This is a genomic window from Pectobacterium brasiliense (genome assembly GCF_016950255.1).
GTDB classification, from domain to species: domain Bacteria; phylum Pseudomonadota; class Gammaproteobacteria; order Enterobacterales; family Enterobacteriaceae; genus Pectobacterium; species Pectobacterium brasiliense.
On record NZ_JACGFN010000001.1, the window covers coordinates 2,509,077 to 2,530,898 of the forward strand.

Below are 21,822 nucleotides of genomic sequence, written 5' to 3' on the forward strand. Positions count from 1 at the left end.
TCCCTACCACACCATTTCCACGCTGTTTTCATCCTGTGACAGCCTGTCGTCGAGATAGCGGCAGAAGTCGCTGAGCTGGGGATGATCGAACACATCAGACACCTTGATGCTGACGGAAAATTCAGCGGCCAGACGGTTGACGATCTGGATGGTCTGCAACGACTGTCCGCCCAGTTCGAAGAAATTATCCCGCGATTGGATCCCCGATACGCCGAGGATCTGCTGCCAGATGGCGCTAACTCGATTCTCGGTTTCGCTGGCTAATGCCTGCGCCGGTGCTTCATCGCGGTATTCCGCCAGCAGACGTTTGCGATCGACCTTGTTGGAGCCGGTTTTCGGTAGTTGACAGAAGGCTCGGTAATCGGTCGGGATCATCGCCGGCGGCAGTACGCTGCCCAGACGCTGTTTCAGCGCACGCGCATCAATCTCACCGGCTTTCGTGGCGACAAACGCCACCAGACGCCGCACGCCGTTAGGGTAAACAATGCCCTGCACGCAGGCTTCATCAACGTCCGGCTGCGCCAGAAGATGGGCTTCAACTTCCCCTGGCTGAATCCGATAGCCGCTAATTTTGAATTCGTTGTCCATGCGTCCGAGGTACAGCAGCTGTCCTTTTTCCAGCCGGACTCTGTCACCCGTGCGGTAAGCCGGAAGCTCCTGATCGCCCACCGCTATTTGCGTAAACGCCGTGTGTTCTGTACCGATGTAACCCGCCGCCAGCGTTGGTCCCAGCAGCACCAGTTCCCCTTCTGCCGCAGGGCGGTCGCCCACTGCCAGAATCAGCGCGTTGACACCCGCCAGCGGCAGACCGATAGGAAGCTGTGCCACATCGGCAGACTGCGTTTGCAGATCGCAACTGGTCGCCACCACCGTGGTTTCGGTTGGCCCATAGGTGTTGATTAAGCGCAGCGTGTTCGGCGCATGACGCTGCCACTGCGCCAGCTGTTCGGGGTACACCGCTTCACCGCCAATGATGATGGCGCGCAGTGCGGAAGGCATGGTCAACGTGCCGGTTTTCAGCCCTACCACCCATTCGTTCCAAAATGCAGTCGGCAGATCGAGCAGCGTAATCGCCTGTTCTTCTACCTGCTCGACAAAGGTCGGAATCGACTCCAGCATCTCATCGGTGCGCAGCACCAGCGTCGCACCGCTGGTCAGCGTGGCAAAAATTTCTTCAATGCTGGCATCGAAATTGAACGGGGCAAATTGCAGCACGCGATCCACTGCTCGCAGGCCGTAGCGCTGACGTGCCGCCGCCGTGAAGTGATCTAACGCGTCAGCGCCGATCTCCACGCCCTTCGGCAATCCAGTCGATCCCGAGGTGAACATGACATAGGCAATCTGTCCGTCTCTCGCCTCCACAGGCGGCAGCGCGGCAGCCTGTGTGCTGGATGACAGAAGATGCCCCGCCAGAACAATCTCGCCGGAAAAGACCGATGCCAGCCGATGCTGGTAGTCCGCCTGCGTCACAATCGTGCGTAGCTCGGCAATCTGGATGATGTGCTGCTGACGTTCGTGCGGCTGTTCAGGATCGAGCGGCACATACACCGCGCCACACTGCATCACGGCCAGCAGGCAAATGATGGTTTCCGGGCTGCGGTTAAGCATAATGCCGATGCGCTCACCGGGCTGAACGCCGCGCTCATGCAGTGCCGCAGCGGCCTGACCGCTCAGATCCAACAGTTGCTGGTAGCTGTACTGCCGGTCGCGCTGCGTCAGCGCTGGATGATGCGGGTTTTTACGCGCCTGCTTGGCAATCGCCGTCAGAACCGGTTCAACGAACGGTTCAGGCTCACCGCTGGTGATCAGCGCCAGTTCACGTTCCTCACGCAGCCAGCTTCCCAGCAGCTCACCGCTCGTCTGCTGCGGCTGTGCCAGCCAGCGTTGAAGCAGCGTGAACAGCGTTTCTTGCAGGCTGGCCAGTGCTTCTGCGCTGTAACAGGCCGGGTTGGCATCAAAGTCCAATACCGGTGTGCCATCGGGTTTGAAGTGGATCTCGATCGTCAGATCTTCCACCGGTCCGGCGCTGAGATTCAGCGTGCTGGACGACAGCGATCCGTAGTTGAGTGGATGATCAAACGGCATGATATTGATCAGCGGTCCGAAGAGGCGCTGTTCACCGCCGACGCGGTTCAGATCGCGCCGTAAATGTTCATAGCGATAATGCTGATGACGACGCAGCGTGCGTTTGGTGCGGGCAACCTGCTGCGCCAGTGTGACAAAGTCCGCCTGCTCATCGACCTGAATGCACAGCGGCACGATATTCATCTGCATGCTCGGTACCGTCAGCGAGGCGGAGCCGATGCGGTTCATCACCATCATGCCGAACGTCAGTCTGTCGCTGCCGGACACCAGCTTGAGGTGCGTCGCCAGCATCGCCAGAAACAGATCCGGCCAGCTGATTTTGTTACCTTCACACAGCGCCGTCAGCGGCTGCCAGATATCCGTCGGCAACACGCTGCTCTGGCGCAAAAAACGCGCCGCAATCGGTGCTTTCTTCTCGCTGAAACTGGCCGGTTCCGGCATCGCGTTCAGCGTTTCCAGCCAGAAATCGCGCGCCTGCGACGTCTGCCCACTGGCATCACGCTGATGTTCTTCTTCCAGTACCTCGCTGAACGGGCCGAACTCCGCCACCGCCACGGGTTGCCCCGCCGTCAGCGCGGTATAGATCTGGGCGATGCGTTGAAACAGCATCGTCGTGCCAAAGCCGTCCAGCGCAATGTGGTGAACGCAGCTGTAGAGAAAATCGCGCTTTTCACCGCACAGCAGCGCAAAGCGACAGGGTAATCCGTTCAGCAGATCCAGCGGCTGGGCGATTTCCTCGTGCGCCCACTGGCGTATCGTCTGCTCTTCATCCTTCATCGGCGCAGGCAACAGTTCAATAATCGGCAGCACGCCAATCGGCACCGGCAGTTGTGAAGCCACAAAGCCGATTTCCGGCTGGTCGGCATGTTCACCCGCCACTTCAACAAACTGGCAGTACAGGCACTCGCACTCCATGACCGCCTGACGGATCGCGCTCAGCATGGCTTCAATGTCGACCTTGCCATCAAATGCGATGCACTCCGCCGTGTTGAACGTCGCTTTATCATCATTCAGGGCATGGCCTAACCACAGCCCGCGCTGCGCAACGCTCAACGGCTTCATGATGCGGCTCCCCGCTGTTTTTCGATCAGCGCCCACCAGGCATTCAGGCTGGGGTTACGTGCCAGATCGACAAAGCTCAGCGTGACGCCCTGATTACGCCATTCGGTCAGCAGCGCCATCATACGCACCGAATCCAAACCGTAGTCGATCAGGTTTTCATCTTCATCGAACTGATCTTCTTCTTCGTCGATCAAGGTCAGCAGGTGCGCTCTCAGTCCTTGTTTCGTCAGTGCCTGTGCCATTTTTGCTCCTGTGAGTTCTGCCGTGCTAACCACCCGTCCGGCGCGCGTCGCCACGTACTTCAGCGCCATCTGGTGTTCCTGAAGTGAGAAATCCGCCACCGCATCGCCGACCATGAACGGCTTGATGTCGCGCATGAAGGCATCCGTCGCGGTAATCATGCAGCCGATATGCCCGTAAACACCGCAGATAATCAGCTGATCTTTGCCCATCTCTTTCATCATCGGTTCCAGCGGTGAGCGGTGGAATGCGCTGTAGCGCCACTTCACCAGCACCGTGTCGTGCTCATCCGGTGCCAGCGCACTCACGACGCGCTGTTTTTCCGGATGATTATTCAGCCCTGCGCCCCACATGTCGTTCAGCAACGCCCGGTCGGCCGCGCTTTGTGCGTTCGGCTGCGCGGTATACACCACCGGAATCCCCTGTGCTTTGCAGTAAGTTCGCAACGCCACAATGTTCTCGATCAACTGCTGCGCCAGCGGGCTGTCCGCGCCATAGAAATTCACGAAATAGTCCTGCATATCGTGAATCAGCAGCACCGCGCGCTCAGGTTCAAACGCCCAGGAAACCTTGTTCTCAGGGAAATCCTGTGCGCGCGGCAGGGGATAAGAAGCAATAGAAGGGATTGCCATCACAAAATCCTTATTTGTCTTGAGTGCTAAGTTGGGTCTGGATGCGCTGACGGAGCAATTTCTTATCAATCTTGCCGACCGGCGTAACGGGCAAGGTGTCGATCATCTCGAAGCGATCCGGCAGTTTGAATTCAGCAATACCCTGATTGCGAAGATATTTTCTTAACGTGATGGCTTTCAGCGAGGGATCGCTGACCACCAGAAAAGCGCAGCTCTTTTCGCCCATGACCGGATCGGGCATGGACACCAGCGCGGCATGGAGAATGCCGTCATGCTTGAGCAACAGGTTTTCGATCTCTTCCGCGGCAATCTTTTCACCGCCTCGGTTAATTTGATCTTTCTCCCGCCCGACCACGCGCAAATAGCCATCTTCGGTCATCTGCACCACATCGCCCGAGTGGTAGAAGCCTTCACTGTCGAAGGCGCGAGCATTATGTTCCGGGCTGCGGTAATAGCCGCGGAAGGTATACGGGCCGCGCGTCGCCAGCAGACCCGCCTCGCCTCTCGGCACCGGATTGCCGTCGATATCCAGCACTTTCACTTCATCGTCCGGGCTCATCGGATAGCCTTGCGTCGTGAAAGTGTGCTCATCGCTGTCGTCCAGTCGGGTGTAATTCACCAGCCCTTCCGCCATACCGAGCACCTGCTGTAGCTGACAACCCAATACCGCCGGAATACGACGGGCAACGGTTTCACTCAGCTTCGCTCCGCCTACCTGCAAGATCTTCAGGCTATGCAGCGCGCCACCAAACTGTTCAGCCGCCTGGATCCACAGCGCGGCAGCGGGAGGAACCAGCGAGGTAATATCGATCTGATGGCGTTCGATCAGCGGGAAACAGGTCATCGCCCCCGGATCGGGTGCCAGTACGACGCGTCCACCGGCGTAAAACACGCCGAGCGAACCGGGCGAACTTAACGGGAAGTTATGCGGCGCGGGCAAGGCACACAGGTAGCGGGTTTGTGGCGTCAGTTCGCAAATTTCCACACTACGGCGCACGCTATAGTAATAATCGTCATGAGTGCGGGGAATCAGCTTCGGCGTACCGGTACTGCCGCCAGAAAGCTGGAAGAAAGCGACCTGCCCCGATGCAGAAGGCTGATACTGGCTGGTCGACGCACACGGCTGCAACCAGTCTGACAGACTGTGCCCCAGCGGGCTGTCGCCGAGCATCACCACCGTTTGCAGACGGGGAACCTGCGTCTGTAGCCGATCCAGAAACTCACCGTTACCGAACAGTGGATGTTCGGCCGAAGCGATCAGTAGGCGCGGTTCGATCTGCGTGGCGTACGACAGCAGCTCCAGCTTGTTATGGCTGAACAGCGCATTAACCGGCGCGACGCCCATTTTCAGCAACGCAAAAAAGGTCAGGTAAAATTCGGCCACGTTTGGCAACTGCACCAGCGCGGTGTCGCCGCAGCGCAGGCCGCTTTCCGTCAGGCGCGATGCCAGTGCGGAAGACCGCCGATCCAATTCCCGATAGCTCCACTGACGCTCGCCACACACTACCGCAACGGCGTCAGGCTGCGTCGCCAGATGGCGCTCCCAGGCATCCGTTAGCGGCAGGCCAACCCAGTACCCCTTGTCACGATAACGCTGCGCCAGTTCCTCTGGCCAGGGCGTAAATTCAATGCTCATAGTCCATCCACACCTGAGTTAAGCCCAAACGCATTCAGCATCGTGTTTAATTTGGCGGCGGTTTCAGCCCATTCATCCTCGGGGACGGACGCCTCAACAATCCCCGCACCAGCAAACAGGCGGACTTTGTTGTGTTTGATGGTGCCGCAGCGAATCGCTATCGCCCATTCACCATCACCGTTGGCATCACACCAGCCGACGATACCGCTGAATACACCACGATCGTGCGGTTCCAGCTCGGCAATCAGCTGGCGCGCTTCCTGCGTGGGGAAGCCGCACAGTGCGGGGGTAGGATGGAGCTGACAGGCGACCTGAAGCGCCGTCATCTCTGGGTTCACCAGTTCACCGCGGATAGCGGTAGACAGGTGCCACATGGAGGCGGTGTGCATCAGCGAAGGTACCGATGGGATCGTTAACGACGCGCACAGCGGCATCAGACGTTGGCGGATATCATCCACCACCAGCTTGTGCTCGTGCTTGTCTTTACCCGATTTCAGCAGGCGCTGGCTGTTCAGGTAATCCAGATGTTCATCGTTCATTCGTCGCGCCGATCCCGCCAGCGGGTTAGAGACAATGACGTTCCCCTGCTTACGCAGCAGCAGTTCCGGGCTCGCACCCAGCAATACCGAACCATCCGGCAGAGGCAGTGAGAAGTGGTATCCGCCGGCGTTCTGCACCATCAGGTTATTGAGGATCGTTTGCGCCTTAACGGGGCTCGCCAGCTCAATGTCCAGAATACGTGACAACACCGCTTTGCTCAGTTCACCACGGCGGAAGCGCTCAACGGTCTCTGCCACGATGGACTTGAACTGACATTCGTCCGGGACGCTGTTTAACGTTAACGCGGTAGGGCCCGCCGCCGTGTGCTTACGGGCACGGCTGACAAGTTCAGACTTCGTCGTAACGGTATAACTATCAGGGATATAGAGACAAGACGGTTGCGTGGTATCAAAGGGAATCGCCCCCACAACAATAGGCAGCGACTGCCCTGCCTGACGCGCTCGCTGGAATGCCTGCGCGATTGCAGGGCTCAGCCTGTCATCGTGCGAGCCCGGAACACAAACAGGGGAAGAAATACGTTCAAATAAGCCAGAAGTAGACAGGCTTCGGTGTTCCGATGCATATAAAAAAGCGGTCTGTTCCGAATAGGTTAGCCCGCTAGATGCTTCAGTTTCTGTAATCAGTGTATCCACAAGACAGCTCCTGCGCCCGCAAATTAAATACCAATGATTATTAAAATCATTATCATTTATATTAAGCGCAGTTAAATTACACTGAAGTAACGTGTTCGGTCAATCCTTCCACAGAATGGTTATTCACGCCCAATAATTAGGGGTTAAATTGATGTTAATCAATTTTTTTGTGCATGTTTCAGAATGGATAATGGTTAGCAACAGGAATGTATTGATTATAAAACCCACATCACAGATGATAATGAAAATACTTATCATTCATTGTCAGGAAAATTAAGCTGCGCTAGACTGCGCAAATATTTTACTAACTGTGTCTAAATGTGAGCCTGTCATGGATGAAAGCATGTACCGCCCGCACACCCGATCTGTTGTGCATCTGGCGTTGCTAATTAACATGCTTTCCCTCGGTAGCCTGATGATGGTGATGCCGTTGGGCCCCGATTTCATCAGCGCACTGTCGATGGATGCCAAGAACATCGGCTACATTAGCGGCGGCGCAACGTTTGCCTCTGCCATCGTCGGCTTCCTCGCAGCTCCCTATCTGGACAGATTTAACCGTAAACATGCTCTGATCGTGCTGCTAACCCTGCGCTTTGGCCTGACAGCTGCCTGTATGTTTGCCACCAGCCAAACCCATCTTTTACTGCTGTTTATTCTGGCAGGCTGCGTGGCCGGACCGGCATCTGGCGTCCTGATGGCTGCGGTTGTCGATATTGTGCCAGCCAAGGAGCGCGGCAAGCAGTTAGCGTATGTCGGCATGAGCTTTTCGCTCGCGGCGATTGTCATCATGCCGCTGTCGCTGGAGTTAGCGCACCGTATTAACTGGCAGGCACCGTTTTATACTTTCGGCCTTGGCGGTCTGTTGCTGGTGTTGTTGGTGCTGTGGCGCTTTCCTTCCATGCCGCCGACGCACCGGGTTCAGCAAGGATCCTCGCCCACGACAGCGCCCGCTTCGGTATTACATGACCTGCTGGCATCCCCTCTTTTCCTGATGGGGCTGACAATCATGTCGCTGCAAATGTTCGGTCATTTCCTGCTGATCCCCCATTTTTCCAACTACTTTCAGTTCAATCTGGCATTCCCGCGGGATGATATTTCCCTGCTCTATCTCTGCGGCGGACTGGCAAGCATGGTGACCATGCAACTGTGCGGCAATCTGCTGGATCGAGGCTATGCCAGCCGGACGATTGTAGTAACGACACTGCTACTGGCCGTTGTCATTCTCTGCGGTTTCGTTTTGCCTTTTTCACTTTCCCTGTATCTGGTGTTCACCCTGTTCATGGCGCTCAGCGCAGCCCGTTCCAGCAGCACGCTGGCGATTACCGCAGGTATTCCGCTACCGCATCAGCGCGCCGCCTTCATGTCCTATCAGGGAACCGCAGCCAACGTGGCGTCGGGACTTGCCAGCGTCGCCTCTGCCGCTTATCTGAGCACCTCTGCCGAGGGAAAAATTGACGGCTTCTCGCAGCTTGCTATCGCCAGCGCCGTATTTGCGCTGGCCGCCATGCTGCTGACCATGCGCCTGATTCCGCAGTTGGCTGAACGCAGCCGAAAGATGGCCGCACGACAAACGGCACAGGCTACAGGGCAATAAACCGATCGATTCACGCACGAGTGGGTCGGCAACATACGCAACACAACACGCTATTTTACGGGGATATTTTTCCACTCTTTGATGGGGTCTTTGACATGCAGCTAAAATCGGAAAGTCGTTTTTCACATCATCATTTCCCACACAGCAAGGTGTATCGCGCCCTGCTGGTGACCGGGTTACTGGCACTGCCTGCACTCGCACAGGCAGAAAACGCGGCAGATGAAAAAATCGTCGTGACAGCAACGCAGACGAAACACACCACGCTAAGTGCGCCCGCCAGCGTTTCTGTCATCACCAGCGCCGAACTGGAAAAGATGTCGGTGAATAACGTTTCCGACGCGGTGAAAAAGCTGCCAGGCATTAACATCAATCCCTCTACCAGTTATGGCCGTAACGAAATCAAAATCCGTGGTATGCGGGCAGACTACACGCTGCTGCTGGTAAATGGTCGTCGTATAAACTCCCAAGAATCGCTCGCAACCGATATGGGGAATGATTTCGACCTGAGTTCCATTCCTATGTCGGCCATTGAACGTATCGAAGTGATTCGCGGCCCGATGTCTTCGCTGTACGGTGCCGATGCGCTGGGCGGTGTAGTCAACGTGATTCTGCGCCAGCCAGGGGAGAAAGTTGCTGGTGAGATCGGCTATAACTTTCAGGCACCGACAGAAGGCTCCGGCGGCGATAATAATCGTTTGAATGGCTACGTCAGCGGGCCATTAATAGAAAATACGTTGCTGGGTAGTTTGGTTGTTGATGGTGGCAAGCGCGATGCGTGGCGTACCGAACAATCTAAGAATCGTAACTCAGATGCCTTGGAAAAACGCGATAACTACAGCGTGCTGGGTAACCTGACGTGGTTGATCGATTCCCAGCAGAGTCTGGATTTTGATGCAACGTATACTAAAGATGACCGTTTCGTCGACTGGAATAACTTTGGTACCACTGCTCATAATACACAAAAAATCGATCGCCTCGCTTTGGGACTCACACATAACGGTAGCTGGGATAATTTCGATACGCGGCTGCGCTACTACTACGAAAATATCGACTTAATGGACAACTCTCAGCTCAATGAAAGCGTAGCTGACATTACCCAGAATAATCAGACGGTTGATGGGCAGATTTCTGGCTATCTGGGAGACCATCTTCTGACCGGCGGCGGCGAATACCGCATAACGTCATTGGAACACAGCATGAACATGAAAGGCGGTAAAGTAGACGTCAATCAAAGCGCCCTTTTCCTGCAGGACGAGTTCAAGATTGCCGATTTAGCCCTCACCTTTGGTGGCCGCGTCGATCACCATGAGGTTTATGGAACCGAGTTCAGCCCACGTGCTTACGCCACTTATAGTTTAACCGACAACTGGGTGATCAAAGGCGGTGTCAATAAGGCATTTAAAGCCCCAACGCTGGCTCAATTTACCAAAGGCTATTCCAAAGCGGACTGCCGCATGTTCTGCCGGCGCATAGGCAATCCAGACCTCAAAGCAGAAACCTCTATCAGTTATGAAATCGGTACTGCCTATGAAGCTGAGAGCTTCGGCGGAGGCGTTACCTTATTTAATAATGATATCAAGGATATGATCCAAGCTGAGGCTTGGAATGGTGTCAGGTCTACTCCTCCAGCCAATCTTACTTATTACAACGTGAGTAAAGCACGAATTCAGGGGATTGAAACTTCATTCTGGATCGATCTGACAGAGGATTTGAACTGGACTACCAACTGGACGGTTGTCGATGCCGAAGATCGCACCACCAGAAAACGCCTGAAGCAAACCCCGAAAAATACGGTTAACACGCAGTTGAACTGGCAGGCACTGGATAACCTCTCAACCTATGTGTCCTATCAGTACACCAGTAACCAATATCTGCGCGATAAAGAAGTACTTAGAACCAGAGGCTTCAATACCGTGGATATCGGTGCCACCTATACGCCGGTTAAAAACGTAGACCTGAAACTGGGCCTCACGAACCTGACCAACGAAAAACGGGATTACGTTGCTACCAACAACGACTACTTCCTGTCTGGACGTACGGTGTACGGCGGCGTGAGCTATAAGTTCTGATGCCGATAGGTTCTGATCAATAACTCTAGCCCGCTAACGCGGGCTTTTTTAGCAGCAGATAAAGGTGGTGACGTCGTACTCTCTCAAGAGATACGCCCCTTTAAAACGGCGTCCGGCGTAAAACGTTGGCGTCAGATCGGTCAGCAGCTCCAGCTCAAACTCACGTTTGTTGATATCCAGCGCCACCAGCCTGGCATCCAGAAAATCGAAATAGTGCCTGACCTGCGGGTAAAGCGCCTTGAACAGGCTCTCTTTCGCCGAGAAACTTACCGTCAACAAGCAACAGAACGACTCCTCACGCTCCTGAAACCACTGGAATTCCTCGTCGCCAATGATGCCAGGCCACAGCGACTGCGCGCGTTCTTCGGAGATAAATCCTTCAATATCAACACCTACGCACGATAACTCATCGTTACGCAAATGGGCGGCACAGAGCACGCTGTCTTTGTTATGGCTGAGCGAACCGGCAATATTTCCCGGCCACTGCGGCGAGCGGTCTTCCCCGCTATGCAGAACAAAATCAGGATGTTCCAGTTTGCTCAACACGTGTTTGGCGACACAGCGCCCGGCCAGAAATTCGGCGCGGCGTTTCGGTACGGCGCGTTCTAGCGCGTCGGAGAAAGGAATGTTCGCCTCGGCAAAAAGCGCGTCGTCGTAGGCAGACAAATGGAAATGGCAGCGAGCAGTAATACCTGGGTAGGCGGCACCGTCCGTTGCCCGTGGAAAAGTAATCCATTCAACATCATCAATAAAAGCAGAAAGCATGTTGCTCCACTCAGGCAAGCATAACGCACCCGCATTCGGTAAATGCTACATAGGCTACGTTTAAACCCTGGAAAACGTAGGGGCTTAAACGAACAATGGGCGACTTTCGCCGCCCATCATCTCGCTACTGCAAGAATGCCTGGTTACATTTACAGGGCCAGGAAGAACCCTGCGATGCAGGCGCTCATCAGGTTAGAAAGCGTACCTGCCGCAACCGCTTTCAAACCAAAACGGGCAATATCCTGGCGCCGAGTCGGTGCCATACTGCCCAAACCTCCAATAAGAATAGCAATAGACGAAAGGTTAGCAAAGCCGCACAGCGCGAACGAAATCACAGCTTTGGTATGATCCGACAGAACCTGCAAACCCGCGGCCTGCACCACATCATCCGCTTTCAGATATTCACTGAAATTCATGTAAGCAACGAACTCATTGACGATCAGCTTCTGCCCAATAAAAGAGCCCGCCACGGTTGCTTCACTCCACGGAATACCAATCAGGAACGCGACAGGCGCAAAGCACCAGCCCAGAATCAGTTCCAGTGACAGCTGCGGGTAATCAAACCAGCCGCCGATACCGCCCAGAATACCGTTCAACACGGCGATCAAGGCGATAAACGCCAGCAGCATCGCGCCTACATTCAGCGCCAGTTGCATACCAGAAGCCGCACCGCTTGCCGCAGCATCAATAACGTTAGCGGGGCGATCGTCTTCATCGACAAAGCCGACCATCTTATCATGGTCGTGCGTTTTTTCCGTTTCCGGCACCATCAGTTTGGCGAACAGTAACCCGCCCGGCGCAGCCATAAAGGAGGCCGCAATCAGGTATTCCAACGGCACGCCCATCTGGGCATAGCCCGCCATCACCGCACCTGCAATCGACGCCAACCCGCCGCACATTACCGCAAACAGCTCTGACTGCGTCATGTTGGCAATATACGGACGGACCACCAGCGGCGCTTCCGTTTGGCCGACAAAGATATTGGCCGTTGCAGAAAGGGATTCAGTACGGGAGGTTCCCAACAGTTTCTGCAATCCGCCACCGAGTACCTTGATGACCAACTGCATAATGCCCATGTAGTACAACACGGCGATAAGGGAAGAGAAAAAGACGATAATCGGCAATACGCGGAGTGCGAAAACAAACCCACCACCGCCAAAAACTTCGAACATTTTGTCGGATACCAAACCGCCAAACATGAACGAAACGCCTTGATTTCCGTAGGCGATAACGTTTGCTACACCGCCCGTCAAACCTTCAAGAATCTTGCGGCCTACTGGTACATACAGCACCAGTGCACCGATACCGACCTGAAGAATGAAAGCACCGGCTACGGTGCGCAATCTGATAGCTTTACGGTTATTGGACAGCATAACCGCGCACAGTATCAGAACAATCATGCCGATGAGACTCATAACGAGTTGCATGTGCAGTTCCCTATAACGCGTGAAAAAAGTGAGAGCATAATAAAAATCGTGTCGTCAGAGCGGTAAGCACGCGCTGGCGAGCCGATTATAGAGATAGGCCCGTAAAGGTCGCTAATTTATGTCACAAATACATACAACATCGAACAGTCCAAAACACCAAAAAGTGATCTTCATCACAATTTTATGGATGATATATGAAATCGAAATGACTGTTCTGTCTGCTGTTGCACAGAAATAAGAGAAAAGCGAAAGCAAACAGGCTTCCGCTTTAGGGGAAGGGTTTCAGCATAACGGTAGCAGTGTTAGGTCGGGGTAAGTCGCCCAAACAGCCTGAACGAATTCTGCCACAGCGCCTCAGCAATCTCTTCAGGCGGCTCTGCACGTAGCTCACACAGCGTTTGAAACGCGCACGAAATACGCTCGGGTCGATTGGGCTGCCCCTGATAGCCACTCATCGGCATATCGGGCGCGTCAGTTTCCAGCAGCAGCCGATCTAACGGCAGCCGCGCGATCGCCTGACGCGTTTTATTCGCTCTGTCATAAGTAATGGTTCCTCCCACGCCGATGTAGTAGCCCAACCGGATAAAGGCCTGCGCCTGCGCCAGGCTGCCTGCAAACCCATGAACTACGCCAGTACGCGGCACGTCGATACGGCGGAGCAATTGCGCCAGCCTGTCGTGACTGCGTCGCGAGTGCAGGATCGTCGGGAGATCGTATTTTTTCGCCAGCCGAAGCTGAGCCTCAAGAAAGGTAAGCTGTCGCTCAAACTGCGGTTCCGGCATATAGAGATCCAACCCAATTTCCCCCACCGCCACCAGCGTTACAGGCCGCTGGCGCAGTTCCTCTTCCAGACGGAGCAGGTCGCTTTCCTGATGTTCAGCGATATAAAGCGGGTGAAGACCCAGTGCGGCATAAAGTGGAGAGTAGGTGCGAGCGAGCGTCAACACGCGCTCAAAATGCTGAGAAGCCACAGCCGGAATAATGATGCGCTCAACCCCAGCGTCTTGCGCCAGACGTAAGCTTTCCGGTGCATCATCATAAAAGAGGGGAAAATCGAAATGACAGTGGGTGTCGATAAAGCGGTGTCGTTCAGAAAGCACGTTGCTTCTCTCCGTCAAGATTAGGCCCGTCAATATGAGGCGACCTAATCTACGTCCAAGGACTATCCTGCCAAAGCCTCATGGCAGAATCGGACTTGTCGTTGCGGTGAAGCCTCAGTGTAACGTGGTTTTCTCTGAGGATACCTCTTCGTGCGCTTTTCCGTAACCCTCTTGCAAGACGCCGGACAGGTAATCATTACTCCCTTCCAGCCAGGCACAGTCGCTGTCAAACCAATCAGCCCACAGCGCCAGAAAATTCCCTTTCCACTGTTTCCATTTGCCAACAACGATATCGCTATTCATCATGACCCTCCTGATAAACTGTCGAAATGCAGCAAATACGCGAGTCGTATTAGTCAAAGGTAGTGTGCCGGTAAAATATGACAGCCGCGTGGCGCGGCTGTGTGCTCTGTATGACATTTCTTTCTATGGAGAAAGAATGAAAGAAGGTGCTGTGCTACGGCCGTTTCCGACCCGTGAACAAGCTAACCAGGAACAGAATAATACCGACCACAAAGACGATTTTCGCCGCGCCAGCTGCTGTACCGGCCAATCCGCCGAAGCCCAGTGCTGCCGCGATCAGTGCGATGACTAAAAATATAATGCCCCAACGAAACATACGCTCTCCTTACCAGACAAAAAATGAAAAATAATGGTGGTCATCCTGACGCGCTTCATGCGTCCTGACTGCGTATCCACAGATGGTATTTTATTATGCGGATTAGGTGGAGTTACCCGCTAAGACGGATAACCCCATGTGAAATGGCTATTATTTAACAGTCAGGTCGTTCTTGACGCTTTTCACGCCGTCAACGGCCTTCGCAATACTTTCAGCCCGATCGGACTGCGCTTTGTTGTCCACTTCACCGCTCAGTAGCACAACGCCAGTCTGAGTTTCGACTTTCACTTTACGTGACGGAACAATGTCATCCGCCAGCAGTTTGGCCTTAATCGTGCTGGTCACCACTGCATCATCGGCATAAGCGCCAACCGATTGTGATTGATTATCTTTAACCTGCAGTTTGTCGCTAACGGATTGCACGCCCTCAACCTGGGTGGCAATTTCCACCGCTCGGGTGCTGAGTGCCTGGCTACCGACAAAGCCACTCAGTGTGACGACACCTTTTGACGTTTCAACTGAAATATCGCTGCTGGTAATGGATTTATCTTCCAGCAACGCACTCTTCACTTTTGCCGTGACAGCACTGTCACTCATGTAGCCAGATGCTTTATTGGCGGAGCTATCGATTTTTGCACCAGTTGTATCCGCGATACGATCTACTTTCTGCCCTAATGTTTCTTCTGCCATAGCACCGCCAGCCAGAATAGAACCCAGAGCAACTACGATCAGCGATTGTGTCAATGTGGTCTTTTTCATCGATGTCTTCCTTCTTATGCTTTTCTCTAAGCCCGACACAGTCTGTGTGAGCCACGTTAACGCCTGCACCGTCATCAGCAAATCAAGGTGATAATGACGTTACCAATACTCCGATGATTCTCTCTTCTTACATAAAAAATCAGAGCATTAAATTGCAAAGGCGAAAAAAATCAAAATAATGAACCAACTTAGATTACGTTAACAGTTGAACAAGCCAAGTCAGTTAACACGCTGTTAACTATAGCCTACAGAATGGAAAATCACAGGGGAGCAAGGGAATATGCGCAGCAATTCAGATTTGTCTGTTGCACTGAAGCGAGAAATCACAGTAGGGAAAAAACTAGGGTAATACATTGTTTTTAAATACATTTAAAAATAAAAACACCCGGCACTTTTGGCCTAAAGCCAAGCATAACCGGGTGATAATTATTTTAACAATGTGGTCAAGATGTAAACACCACAGTCACGATGATTTTCATGAAATCGTAGCGCCACCGCTCAAAATTAATGCTCGCGCGTTTGGTGGAACGTTACTTCTGGATAGCGCTCCCGCGTCAGGTTCAGGTTCACCATCGTCGGAGCAACGTAGGCCAGATTATCTCCGCCATCGAGTGCCAGATGCAGTTCGTTCTTACGCTTAAATTCCTCGAATTTCTTCACATCGCTGCACTCAACCCAGCGCGCGGTAGAAACGTTCACCGACTCGTAAATCGCCTCAACATTGTATTCCGTTTTCAGACGGGCAACGACCACATCAAACTGCAGCACACCGACCGCCCCAACGATCAGATCGTTGTTGGTCAGTGGACGGAAGACCTGCACCGCACCTTCCTCGGACAGCTGTACCAGCCCTTTAAGCAGCTGTTTCTGCTTGAGCGGGTCACGCAGGCGGATACGACGGAATAGTTCCGGCGCAAAGTTGGGGATACCGGTGAATTTCATGTCTTCACCCTGTGTAAACGTATCGCCAATCTGGATAGTGCCGTGGTTATGTAACCCGATGATATCGCCGGGGTAGGCTTCTTCAATGTGGGAACGGTCACCTGCCATAAAGGTCAGCGCATCTGAAATCACCACGTCTTTGCCCGTACGCACCTGACGCAGCTTCATGCTCTTTTCATATCTCCCGGACACCACGCGCATAAACGCCACGCGGTCACGGTGTTTCGGGTCCATATTGGCCTGAATCTTGAACACAAAGCCGGTGAATTTCTCTTCCGCTGCCGTCACTTCACGGGTATCCGTTTTACGCGGCATCGGCGCAGGAGCCCAGGCGACTAAGCCGTCCAGCATATGGTCAACGCCGAAGTTACCTAGCGCCGTACCAAAGAAGACCGGCGTCAGTTCACCAGCCAGAAACGCGTCCAGCTCAAATTCGTGCGATGCCCCTTGCACCAGCTCCAGCTCTTCACGCAATTGCGCAGCCAGCTCTTCGCCAACGGCAGTATCCAGTTCCGGGTTATTCAGCCCTTTAACGATGCGCACTTCCTGAATCGTATGGCCTTTACCGGTCTGATACAGATAGGTTTCGTCTTTATAAAGGTGGTACACGCCTTTGAACAATTTGCCGCAGCCAATCGGCCAGGTAATTGGCGCACAGGCAATCTTAAGCTCGCTCTCGACTTCATCCAGCACTTCCATCGGATCGCGGATGTCACGGTCAAGTTTGTTCATGAACGTCAGAATCGGAGTGTCGCGCAGACGAGTAACTTCCATCAGCTTACGCGTACGATCTTCGACGCCTTTTGCGGCATCGATCACCATCAGGCAGCAGTCCACCGCCGTCAGCGTACGATAGGTATCTTCGGAGAAGTCTTCGTGGCCTGGGGTATCCAGCAGATTCACCAGGCAATCACGGTAGGGAAACTGCATCACGGAAGTGGTGATGGAGATACCACGCTGCTTTTCCATCTCCATCCAGTCGGATTTCGCATGTTGGTTCGAACCACGCCCTTTTACCGTACCGGCAGTCTGGATCGCCTGTCCGAACAGTAGGACCTTTTCGGTAATCGTGGTTTTACCGGCATCGGGGTGAGAAATGATAGCGAACGTTCTTCTTTTCGAGACTTCGCGGGCGTATTCACTTGGAGACATGATTTTCAGGTTTCTTTTGTTAGCCACCCGGCGTCAGCATCAAGTCAACAACACACCGATGTCAGATCGTCAGGCAAAGCGGAAATAAACTGTAGCCGAGCATTTTCCCTGATTTAACGTGCGGACACAATCGGTGATGGCATAAACCGCGCAGAGACATCATGCCCGTCGTCACCGTTCTGATACCGTTATCAACAATTACGCCATAAATCATTTATAAAGTTATCATTTATCTTTGCCGATAATATTTGGGTCAACATTTAACCACTTGATCGCACTTAAGGAGAGAGTATGAGCTTGTCTGTAAATAATACGGGTTATAGCAATTCTCAGGCCCAAAGCACCGCGACATCATCGGCTACAGCACAGTCAGCGACAGAAAAATCGACAACGGCAGAGCCCACCACAACAAACAGTGACAGCATAAAAGTCGTCGATCCTATTACCGGAAAAACCATCACCTTCCCCAGCAATATAAAAATCTCTGCGGAAGCGATGGCACGATTGAAAGAAAATGCCAGCAAGCCCCCCTCTTCCTCCTTGACTGAGGAGGAGAAAAGTAAAGCGCTAGAGGATATCCTTAAAACGCGGAATCTCATTCAGCAAAGCAACACGACCAATACTAACCTAGGCATCAAGTTATCTATTGACCCCATCGGTACAAACGAAATGGCGCTTGAGCTCTGGTCAAATAACCTCAAAGAAGACAGCGGCATTAGTAAAGAAGAGTTTGTCGGCCTGGTTCATCAGGCACTGTCTAAACCATCTGATGTGACAACATGGAGCTATACCACCGATAGCATAGAAATCACGCTAAAAGCCGCAAAGCTGGAAGAACTCAAAAACCGCTATGTGGATAGCAGCGCTCACCAGAAAGCCGATCAAGATATTCAGGATTTCATCAAATACCAGTCTGATGCGCTGAGTAACCTGGAAAAAAACATTCTGCAAGATGAGTATCAGCGCAGCGTCGATACGGGAGACACCGATAAGGCGAACGCGACTTTTCTGGAATTGCAAAAAAATGCGGAAGGCACATCGGCCACGCAGGTTCAACGGCAGCAAATACTTTCTCTGGCAGCCTCAAAGCGTGCGGATTCCTTGTTCGACAGCTTTCGCAGCTATATCTCTGCCACCACGGCTGATCGCTATACCAAGAACGATCATCTCTCGGTAGTCAGCAAACTTCAGACACACTGGCTTCAGTTCCAGCAGCAATTGAAATAGCCTCGTCACGCTCCGTACAAACCAAACGTTTGTACGGAGTGACCGTCCGCGTATCAGAGGCTTTTGTCTTCCCCGTCTTTTTTCACTACAACGCTGCCATCCGGTTGCGTCTCGCTCTCCGCCTCATCATCTTCTTTCACTGGCGTACTCGCAGTGAGAAGGTAAGGCGACTGCTGCCAGCGGGTACGGCGATTCTGCAACAGCGTGCGGGTCAGAATGATGCCGATAGCCAGTGAAAGCAAAATCATCAGACGCAGAATATTGGTGGTGTTATCGACCTGTCTGGCTTCGGTCGCCAGCACATGAGTATCTAAGGTAATCCGTAGGAAGCCGATCGGCCCTTCTTTTCCCTCAATCGGCTGCACCAGTTGATGGTTAAAGTAGCTACCGACCCGATTACCGTCCAGCGCCAGCCTGTCTCTCAGTTGCACCTGCTCACCGATATGCGCCACCAGCGAGCCGTCCTGTTGATACACACCGGCATCCAGAATGCGGCTGTGATCGGTAAGCTGTTTGAGGATGGTATTAATTTTTTGACTATTATCATCCGCGCTGCCCATCAGCGGAGAAAGGCTGTAGGCCACCTGTCTGGAGAGCGTACGCGCCAGATCTTCAACCTGTTCAGATCGCGCCATCTGGTGGCTCAAACTGAAATAGGACGCACCTTGCATTAATACCACTAGCAGAGCGAGGCAAATCAGCACAATTGCCGTGCGGTGTAGACGAAATTTCACCCGGGCGCGAACCATGATAATCCTTACACGATTTGGATACTTTCATGTTGCCAGAAGCGCCGACGATAGGATAGCTTGTTGCCCAGTTTTTGGAGGGATATGTTTGGTCGACGCCACATCCCTCTTTATCGCACGACTTTATCGCACTACTGCCAGCAGAGGATTTACCCCATGTCGAATAGTCTGACCTATCGTGATCTCCCTGATGAGATCAACTGTTGGCCGGGACTGCCACTATCACTGAGCGGTGACGAAGTGATGCCGCTTGACTACCGCGCAGGCGACACCGGCTGGTTGATCTACAGCGACGTCCTCGATAAGAACCTGATTTCCCGCTACCAGCGTAAGCTGGGAAGCGCGATGGTGATCGTGAGCGCCTGGAACGTAGGCGATTATCAGGTCGTGCGTTTAGCGGGCACGCTGACGCCACGCGCAACCAAGCTGGCTCACGAACTGGGTATCGATGTCGCGGCTATGCGTAACGCGCCAACGCTGCGTTCGCCGGGTTTGCTGGTGATGGACATGGATTCCACTGCGATTCAGATTGAATGTATTGATGAAATCGCCAAACTGGCGGGCACAGGTGAACTGGTCGCTGAAGTCACCGAGCGCGCGATGCGTGGCGAGCTGGATTTCGCTGACAGCCTGCGCCAGCGCGTAGGGACATTAAAAGGTGCCGACGCCAATATCTTACAGACGGTACGTAAAACGCTGCCGCTGATGCCGGGCCTGCGTAATATGGTTAGCCAGCTTCAGGAAGCAGGCTGGCACGTCGCGATTGCGTCGGGCGGGTTTACCTACTTTTCTGATTATTTGCGTGATGAATTAGGTCTGGTCGCCGCCGTTGCCAACGAATTAGGCATGCAAGACGGCAAGCTGACCGGCGATGTCATCGGCACGATTATCGATGCAAAATATAAAGCGACTACGCTGCAACAGCTGGCGGAAAAGCTAGAAATCCCAATGCATCAGACCGTTGCGATTGGCGACGGCGCGAACGATCTGCCGATGATCAAGGCAGCCAGCTTAGGCATTGCCTATCACGCCAAACCGAAGGTCAATGAACAGTCTGCGGTAACCATCCGTCATGCCGATCTGACCGGCGTGCTGTGTATCCTGAGCGGCAGTATGAGACACGAAAAGCGTTAATTAGTGGAGGTGAGACGTGGCAAAAGCCGTCAAACGGGCGTTTGTATGTAATGAATGCGGGGCTGACTACCCGCGCTGGCAAGGGCAGTGCAGCGCCTGCCATGCCTGGAACACCATTACCGAAGTCCGTCTGGCCTCGGCGTCAACATCACGTTCCGACCGTCTCACCGGCTATGCGGGCGAAAGCGCTGGCGTCAGCCGGGTACAAAAGCTCTCGGAAATCAGTCTCGAAGCCCTGCCGCGCTTTTCCACCGGGTTTCAGGAGTTTGACCGCGTTCTGGGTGGCGGCGTCGTTCCTGGCAGCGCGATTCTGATCGGCGGTAACCCCGGCGCGGGTAAAAGTACCTTACTGCTGCAAACGCTCTGCAAGCTGTCAGAGAACATGAAAACCCTGTACGTCACCGGGGAAGAATCCTTGCAGCAGGTGGCGATGCGGGCGCATCGTCTCAACCTGCCGACCCAGAATCTTAATATGCTGTCGGAAACCAGCATCGAACAGATTTGCCTGATTGCCGAGCAGGAACAGCCGAAGCTGATGGTGATCGACTCCATTCAGGTGATGCATCTCGCTGATATTCAATCGTCTCCCGGTAGCGTAGCGCAGGTGCGTGAAACTGCCACCTACCTGACGCGCTTCGCCAAAACACGCGGCGTTGCTATCGTGATGGTCGGCCATGTCACCAAAGACGGTTCGCTGGCCGGGCCGAAAGTGTTAGAACACTGCATCGACTGCTCCGTGCTGTTGGATGGCGATGCCGATTCACGCTTCCGCACCCTGCGCAGCCATAAAAACCGCTTCGGTGCCGTTAACGAGCTGGGCGTGTTCGCGATGACGGAACAAGGGCTCCGCGAGATCAGCAATCCGTCGGCAATTTTCCTCAGTCGCGGTGACGAAATCACGTCCGGCAGTTCGGTCATGGTGGTGTGGGAAGGTACGCGTCCGCTGCTGGTCGAAATTCAGGCGCTGGTGGATCAATCGATGATGGCTAACCCACGCCGCGTGGCGGTCGGGCTGGAGCAAAACCGATTGGCGATCCTGCTGGCGGTATTACATCGCCACGGCGGTTTGCAGATGTCCGATCAGGATGTGTTCGTGAATGTCGTCGGCGGCGTTAAAGTCACCGAAACCAGCGCCGACCTGGCGCTGCTATTATCCCTGGTCTCCAGCTTCCGCGACCGCCCACTGCCGCAGGATCTTGTCATCTTCGGTGAAGTCGGTCTGGCGGGCGAAATCCGCCCGGTTCCGAGCGGCCAAGAGCGGATTACCGAAGCCGCTAAGCACGGCTTCAAACGCGCCATCGTTCCTCATGCCAATATGCCGAAGAAAGCCCCTGCCAGCATGCAGGTGTTCGGCGTGAAAAAGCTAGCCGACGCGCTGGCAATCCTCGACGATCTCTAAACGGACCACAGAAGGCCATCCGCCTCTTCCATCCTGAG

Annotated in this window: 17 protein-coding genes; 5 read left to right on the forward strand and 12 right to left on the reverse strand. The window is 53.8% G+C overall.

Annotated elements, in window-relative coordinates:
• Positions 1-3: 3 nt before the first annotated feature.
• The 4 genes from H4F65_RS11125 to H4F65_RS11140 are packed head-to-tail and all read right to left on the reverse strand — an operon-like array spanning position 4 to position 6,848.
• Entirely contained in the window at positions 4-3,147 is a 3,144-nt protein-coding gene (locus H4F65_RS11125) for a non-ribosomal peptide synthetase (protein WP_010284725.1), read from the reverse strand.
• Positions 3,144-4,019, reverse strand: a complete 876-nt coding sequence (locus tag H4F65_RS11130; protein ID WP_010284723.1) for an isochorismatase — start codon at positions 4,017-4,019, stop codon at positions 3,144-3,146. The genes H4F65_RS11125 and H4F65_RS11130 overlap by 4 nt, the downstream gene beginning before the upstream one ends.
• A 10-nt stretch (positions 4,020-4,029) precedes the next feature.
• Entirely contained in the window at positions 4,030-5,655 is a 1,626-nt protein-coding gene (locus H4F65_RS11135) for a (2,3-dihydroxybenzoyl)adenylate synthase (RefSeq protein WP_010284722.1), read from the reverse strand.
• Complete coding sequence (locus tag H4F65_RS11140) at positions 5,652-6,848, reverse strand: isochorismate synthase (protein WP_010284721.1); 1,197 nt, start codon at positions 6,846-6,848, stop codon at positions 5,652-5,654. Before H4F65_RS11140 ends, H4F65_RS11135 begins: the two co-directional genes overlap by 4 nt.
• Positions 6,849-7,191: 343 nt before the next feature.
• On the opposite strand from H4F65_RS11140, the gene H4F65_RS11145 reads away from it, so the two are divergent.
• A complete protein-coding gene (locus H4F65_RS11145; protein WP_010284719.1) occupies positions 7,192-8,442 on the forward strand; it encodes an MFS transporter in 1,251 nt (416 codons plus the stop codon).
• Between the two features lie 95 nt (positions 8,443-8,537).
• Positions 8,538-10,511, forward strand: a complete 1,974-nt coding sequence (locus H4F65_RS11150; RefSeq protein WP_010284718.1) for a TonB-dependent receptor domain-containing protein — start codon at positions 8,538-8,540, stop codon at positions 10,509-10,511.
• Between the two features lie 48 nt (positions 10,512-10,559).
• Here the strand turns inward: H4F65_RS11150 and H4F65_RS11155 are convergent, their stop codons facing one another.
• From H4F65_RS11155 to prfC, 7 genes are all read right to left on the reverse strand, one after another.
• Complete coding sequence (locus H4F65_RS11155) at positions 10,560-11,276, reverse strand: 4'-phosphopantetheinyl transferase family protein (protein ID WP_010284716.1); 717 nt, start codon at positions 11,274-11,276, stop codon at positions 10,560-10,562.
• A gap of 149 nt (positions 11,277-11,425) precedes the next feature.
• Positions 11,426-12,703: a NupC/NupG family nucleoside CNT transporter gene (locus H4F65_RS11160; protein ID WP_010284715.1), complete on the reverse strand. Its 1,278-nt coding sequence runs from the start codon at positions 12,701-12,703 to the stop codon at positions 11,426-11,428.
• Positions 12,704-13,005: 302 nt separating this feature from the next.
• Positions 13,006-13,803 carry a metal-dependent hydrolase gene (locus tag H4F65_RS11165; RefSeq protein ID WP_010284714.1) on the reverse strand — a complete coding sequence of 266 codons (798 nt, stop codon included), beginning with the start codon at positions 13,801-13,803 and terminating at the stop codon, positions 13,006-13,008.
• A 114-nt stretch (positions 13,804-13,917) separates the two neighbouring features.
• Complete coding sequence (locus tag H4F65_RS11170) at positions 13,918-14,106, reverse strand: CsbD family protein (RefSeq protein WP_010284712.1); 189 nt, start codon at positions 14,104-14,106, stop codon at positions 13,918-13,920.
• Positions 14,107-14,260: 154 nt separating this feature from the next.
• Positions 14,261-14,422 carry a DUF1328 domain-containing protein gene (locus H4F65_RS11175; RefSeq protein ID WP_003019081.1) on the reverse strand — a complete coding sequence of 54 codons (162 nt, stop codon included), beginning with the start codon at positions 14,420-14,422 and terminating at the stop codon, positions 14,261-14,263.
• Between the two features lie 150 nt (positions 14,423-14,572).
• Complete coding sequence (gene osmY, locus H4F65_RS11180) at positions 14,573-15,181, reverse strand: molecular chaperone OsmY (protein ID WP_010284697.1); 609 nt, start codon at positions 15,179-15,181, stop codon at positions 14,573-14,575.
• Between the two features lie 504 nt (positions 15,182-15,685).
• Positions 15,686-17,275, reverse strand: coding sequence for a peptide chain release factor 3 (prfC, locus tag H4F65_RS11185; RefSeq protein ID WP_010284696.1), 1,590 nt, complete (start codon positions 17,273-17,275; stop codon positions 15,686-15,688).
• A 291-nt stretch (positions 17,276-17,566) separates the two neighbouring features.
• Between prfC and H4F65_RS11190 the strand changes: the two genes are divergently transcribed.
• Positions 17,567-18,502, forward strand: coding sequence for a hypothetical protein (locus H4F65_RS11190; protein WP_010284695.1), 936 nt, complete (start codon positions 17,567-17,569; stop codon positions 18,500-18,502).
• Between the two features lie 53 nt (positions 18,503-18,555).
• Here the strand turns inward: H4F65_RS11190 and H4F65_RS11195 are convergent, their stop codons facing one another.
• The gene (locus tag H4F65_RS11195; RefSeq protein ID WP_010284685.1) at positions 18,556-19,251 is read right to left on the reverse strand and encodes a YtjB family periplasmic protein; all 696 of its coding nucleotides are present in this window, start codon (positions 19,249-19,251) and stop codon (positions 18,556-18,558) included.
• A gap of 156 nt (positions 19,252-19,407) precedes the next feature.
• Between H4F65_RS11195 and serB the strand changes: the two genes are divergently transcribed.
• Together serB and radA are read left to right on the forward strand one after the other, a co-directional pair.
• Entirely contained in the window at positions 19,408-20,385 is a 978-nt protein-coding gene (gene serB / locus H4F65_RS11200; protein ID WP_010284684.1) for a phosphoserine phosphatase, read from the forward strand.
• Between the two features lie 16 nt (positions 20,386-20,401).
• Positions 20,402-21,784: a DNA repair protein RadA gene (gene radA / locus H4F65_RS11205; RefSeq protein ID WP_010284683.1), complete on the forward strand. Its 1,383-nt coding sequence runs from the start codon at positions 20,402-20,404 to the stop codon at positions 21,782-21,784.
• The last annotated feature ends 38 nt before the right edge of the window (positions 21,785-21,822 follow it).

What these genes read in the sequence shown, in the direction of transcription:
- serB (WP_010284684.1), top strand. Translation starts at nt 19,408, where the DNA reads ATGTCGAATAGTCTGACCTATCGTGATCTCCCTGATGAGATCAACTGT.
- H4F65_RS11190 (WP_010284695.1), top strand. Translation starts at nt 17,567, where the DNA reads ATGAGCTTGTCTGTAAATAATACGGGTTATAGCAATTCTCAGGCCCAA.
- H4F65_RS11130 (WP_010284723.1), bottom strand. Translation starts at nt 4,019, where the DNA reads ATGGCAATCCCTTCTATTGCTTCTTATCCCCTGCCGCGCGCACAGGAT.
- prfC (WP_010284696.1), bottom strand. Translation starts at nt 17,275, where the DNA reads ATGTCTCCAAGTGAATACGCCCGCGAAGTCTCGAAAAGAAGAACGTTC.
- osmY (WP_010284697.1), bottom strand. Translation starts at nt 15,181, where the DNA reads ATGAAAAAGACCACATTGACACAATCGCTGATCGTAGTTGCTCTGGGT.
- H4F65_RS11150 (WP_010284718.1), top strand. Translation starts at nt 8,538, where the DNA reads ATGCAGCTAAAATCGGAAAGTCGTTTTTCACATCATCATTTCCCACAC.
- H4F65_RS11170 (WP_010284712.1), bottom strand. Translation starts at nt 14,106, where the DNA reads ATGAATAGCGATATCGTTGTTGGCAAATGGAAACAGTGGAAAGGGAAT.
- H4F65_RS11175 (WP_003019081.1), bottom strand. Translation starts at nt 14,422, where the DNA reads ATGTTTCGTTGGGGCATTATATTTTTAGTCATCGCACTGATCGCGGCA.
- H4F65_RS11145 (WP_010284719.1), top strand. Translation starts at nt 7,192, where the DNA reads ATGTACCGCCCGCACACCCGATCTGTTGTGCATCTGGCGTTGCTAATT.
- H4F65_RS11135 (WP_010284722.1), bottom strand. Translation starts at nt 5,655, where the DNA reads ATGAGCATTGAATTTACGCCCTGGCCAGAGGAACTGGCGCAGCGTTAT.
- H4F65_RS11125 (WP_010284725.1), bottom strand. Translation starts at nt 3,147, where the DNA reads ATGAAGCCGTTGAGCGTTGCGCAGCGCGGGCTGTGGTTAGGCCATGCC.
- H4F65_RS11195 (WP_010284685.1), bottom strand. Translation starts at nt 19,251, where the DNA reads ATGGTTCGCGCCCGGGTGAAATTTCGTCTACACCGCACGGCAATTGTG.
- H4F65_RS11155 (WP_010284716.1), bottom strand. Translation starts at nt 11,276, where the DNA reads ATGCTTTCTGCTTTTATTGATGATGTTGAATGGATTACTTTTCCACGG.
- H4F65_RS11160 (WP_010284715.1), bottom strand. Translation starts at nt 12,703, where the DNA reads ATGCAACTCGTTATGAGTCTCATCGGCATGATTGTTCTGATACTGTGC.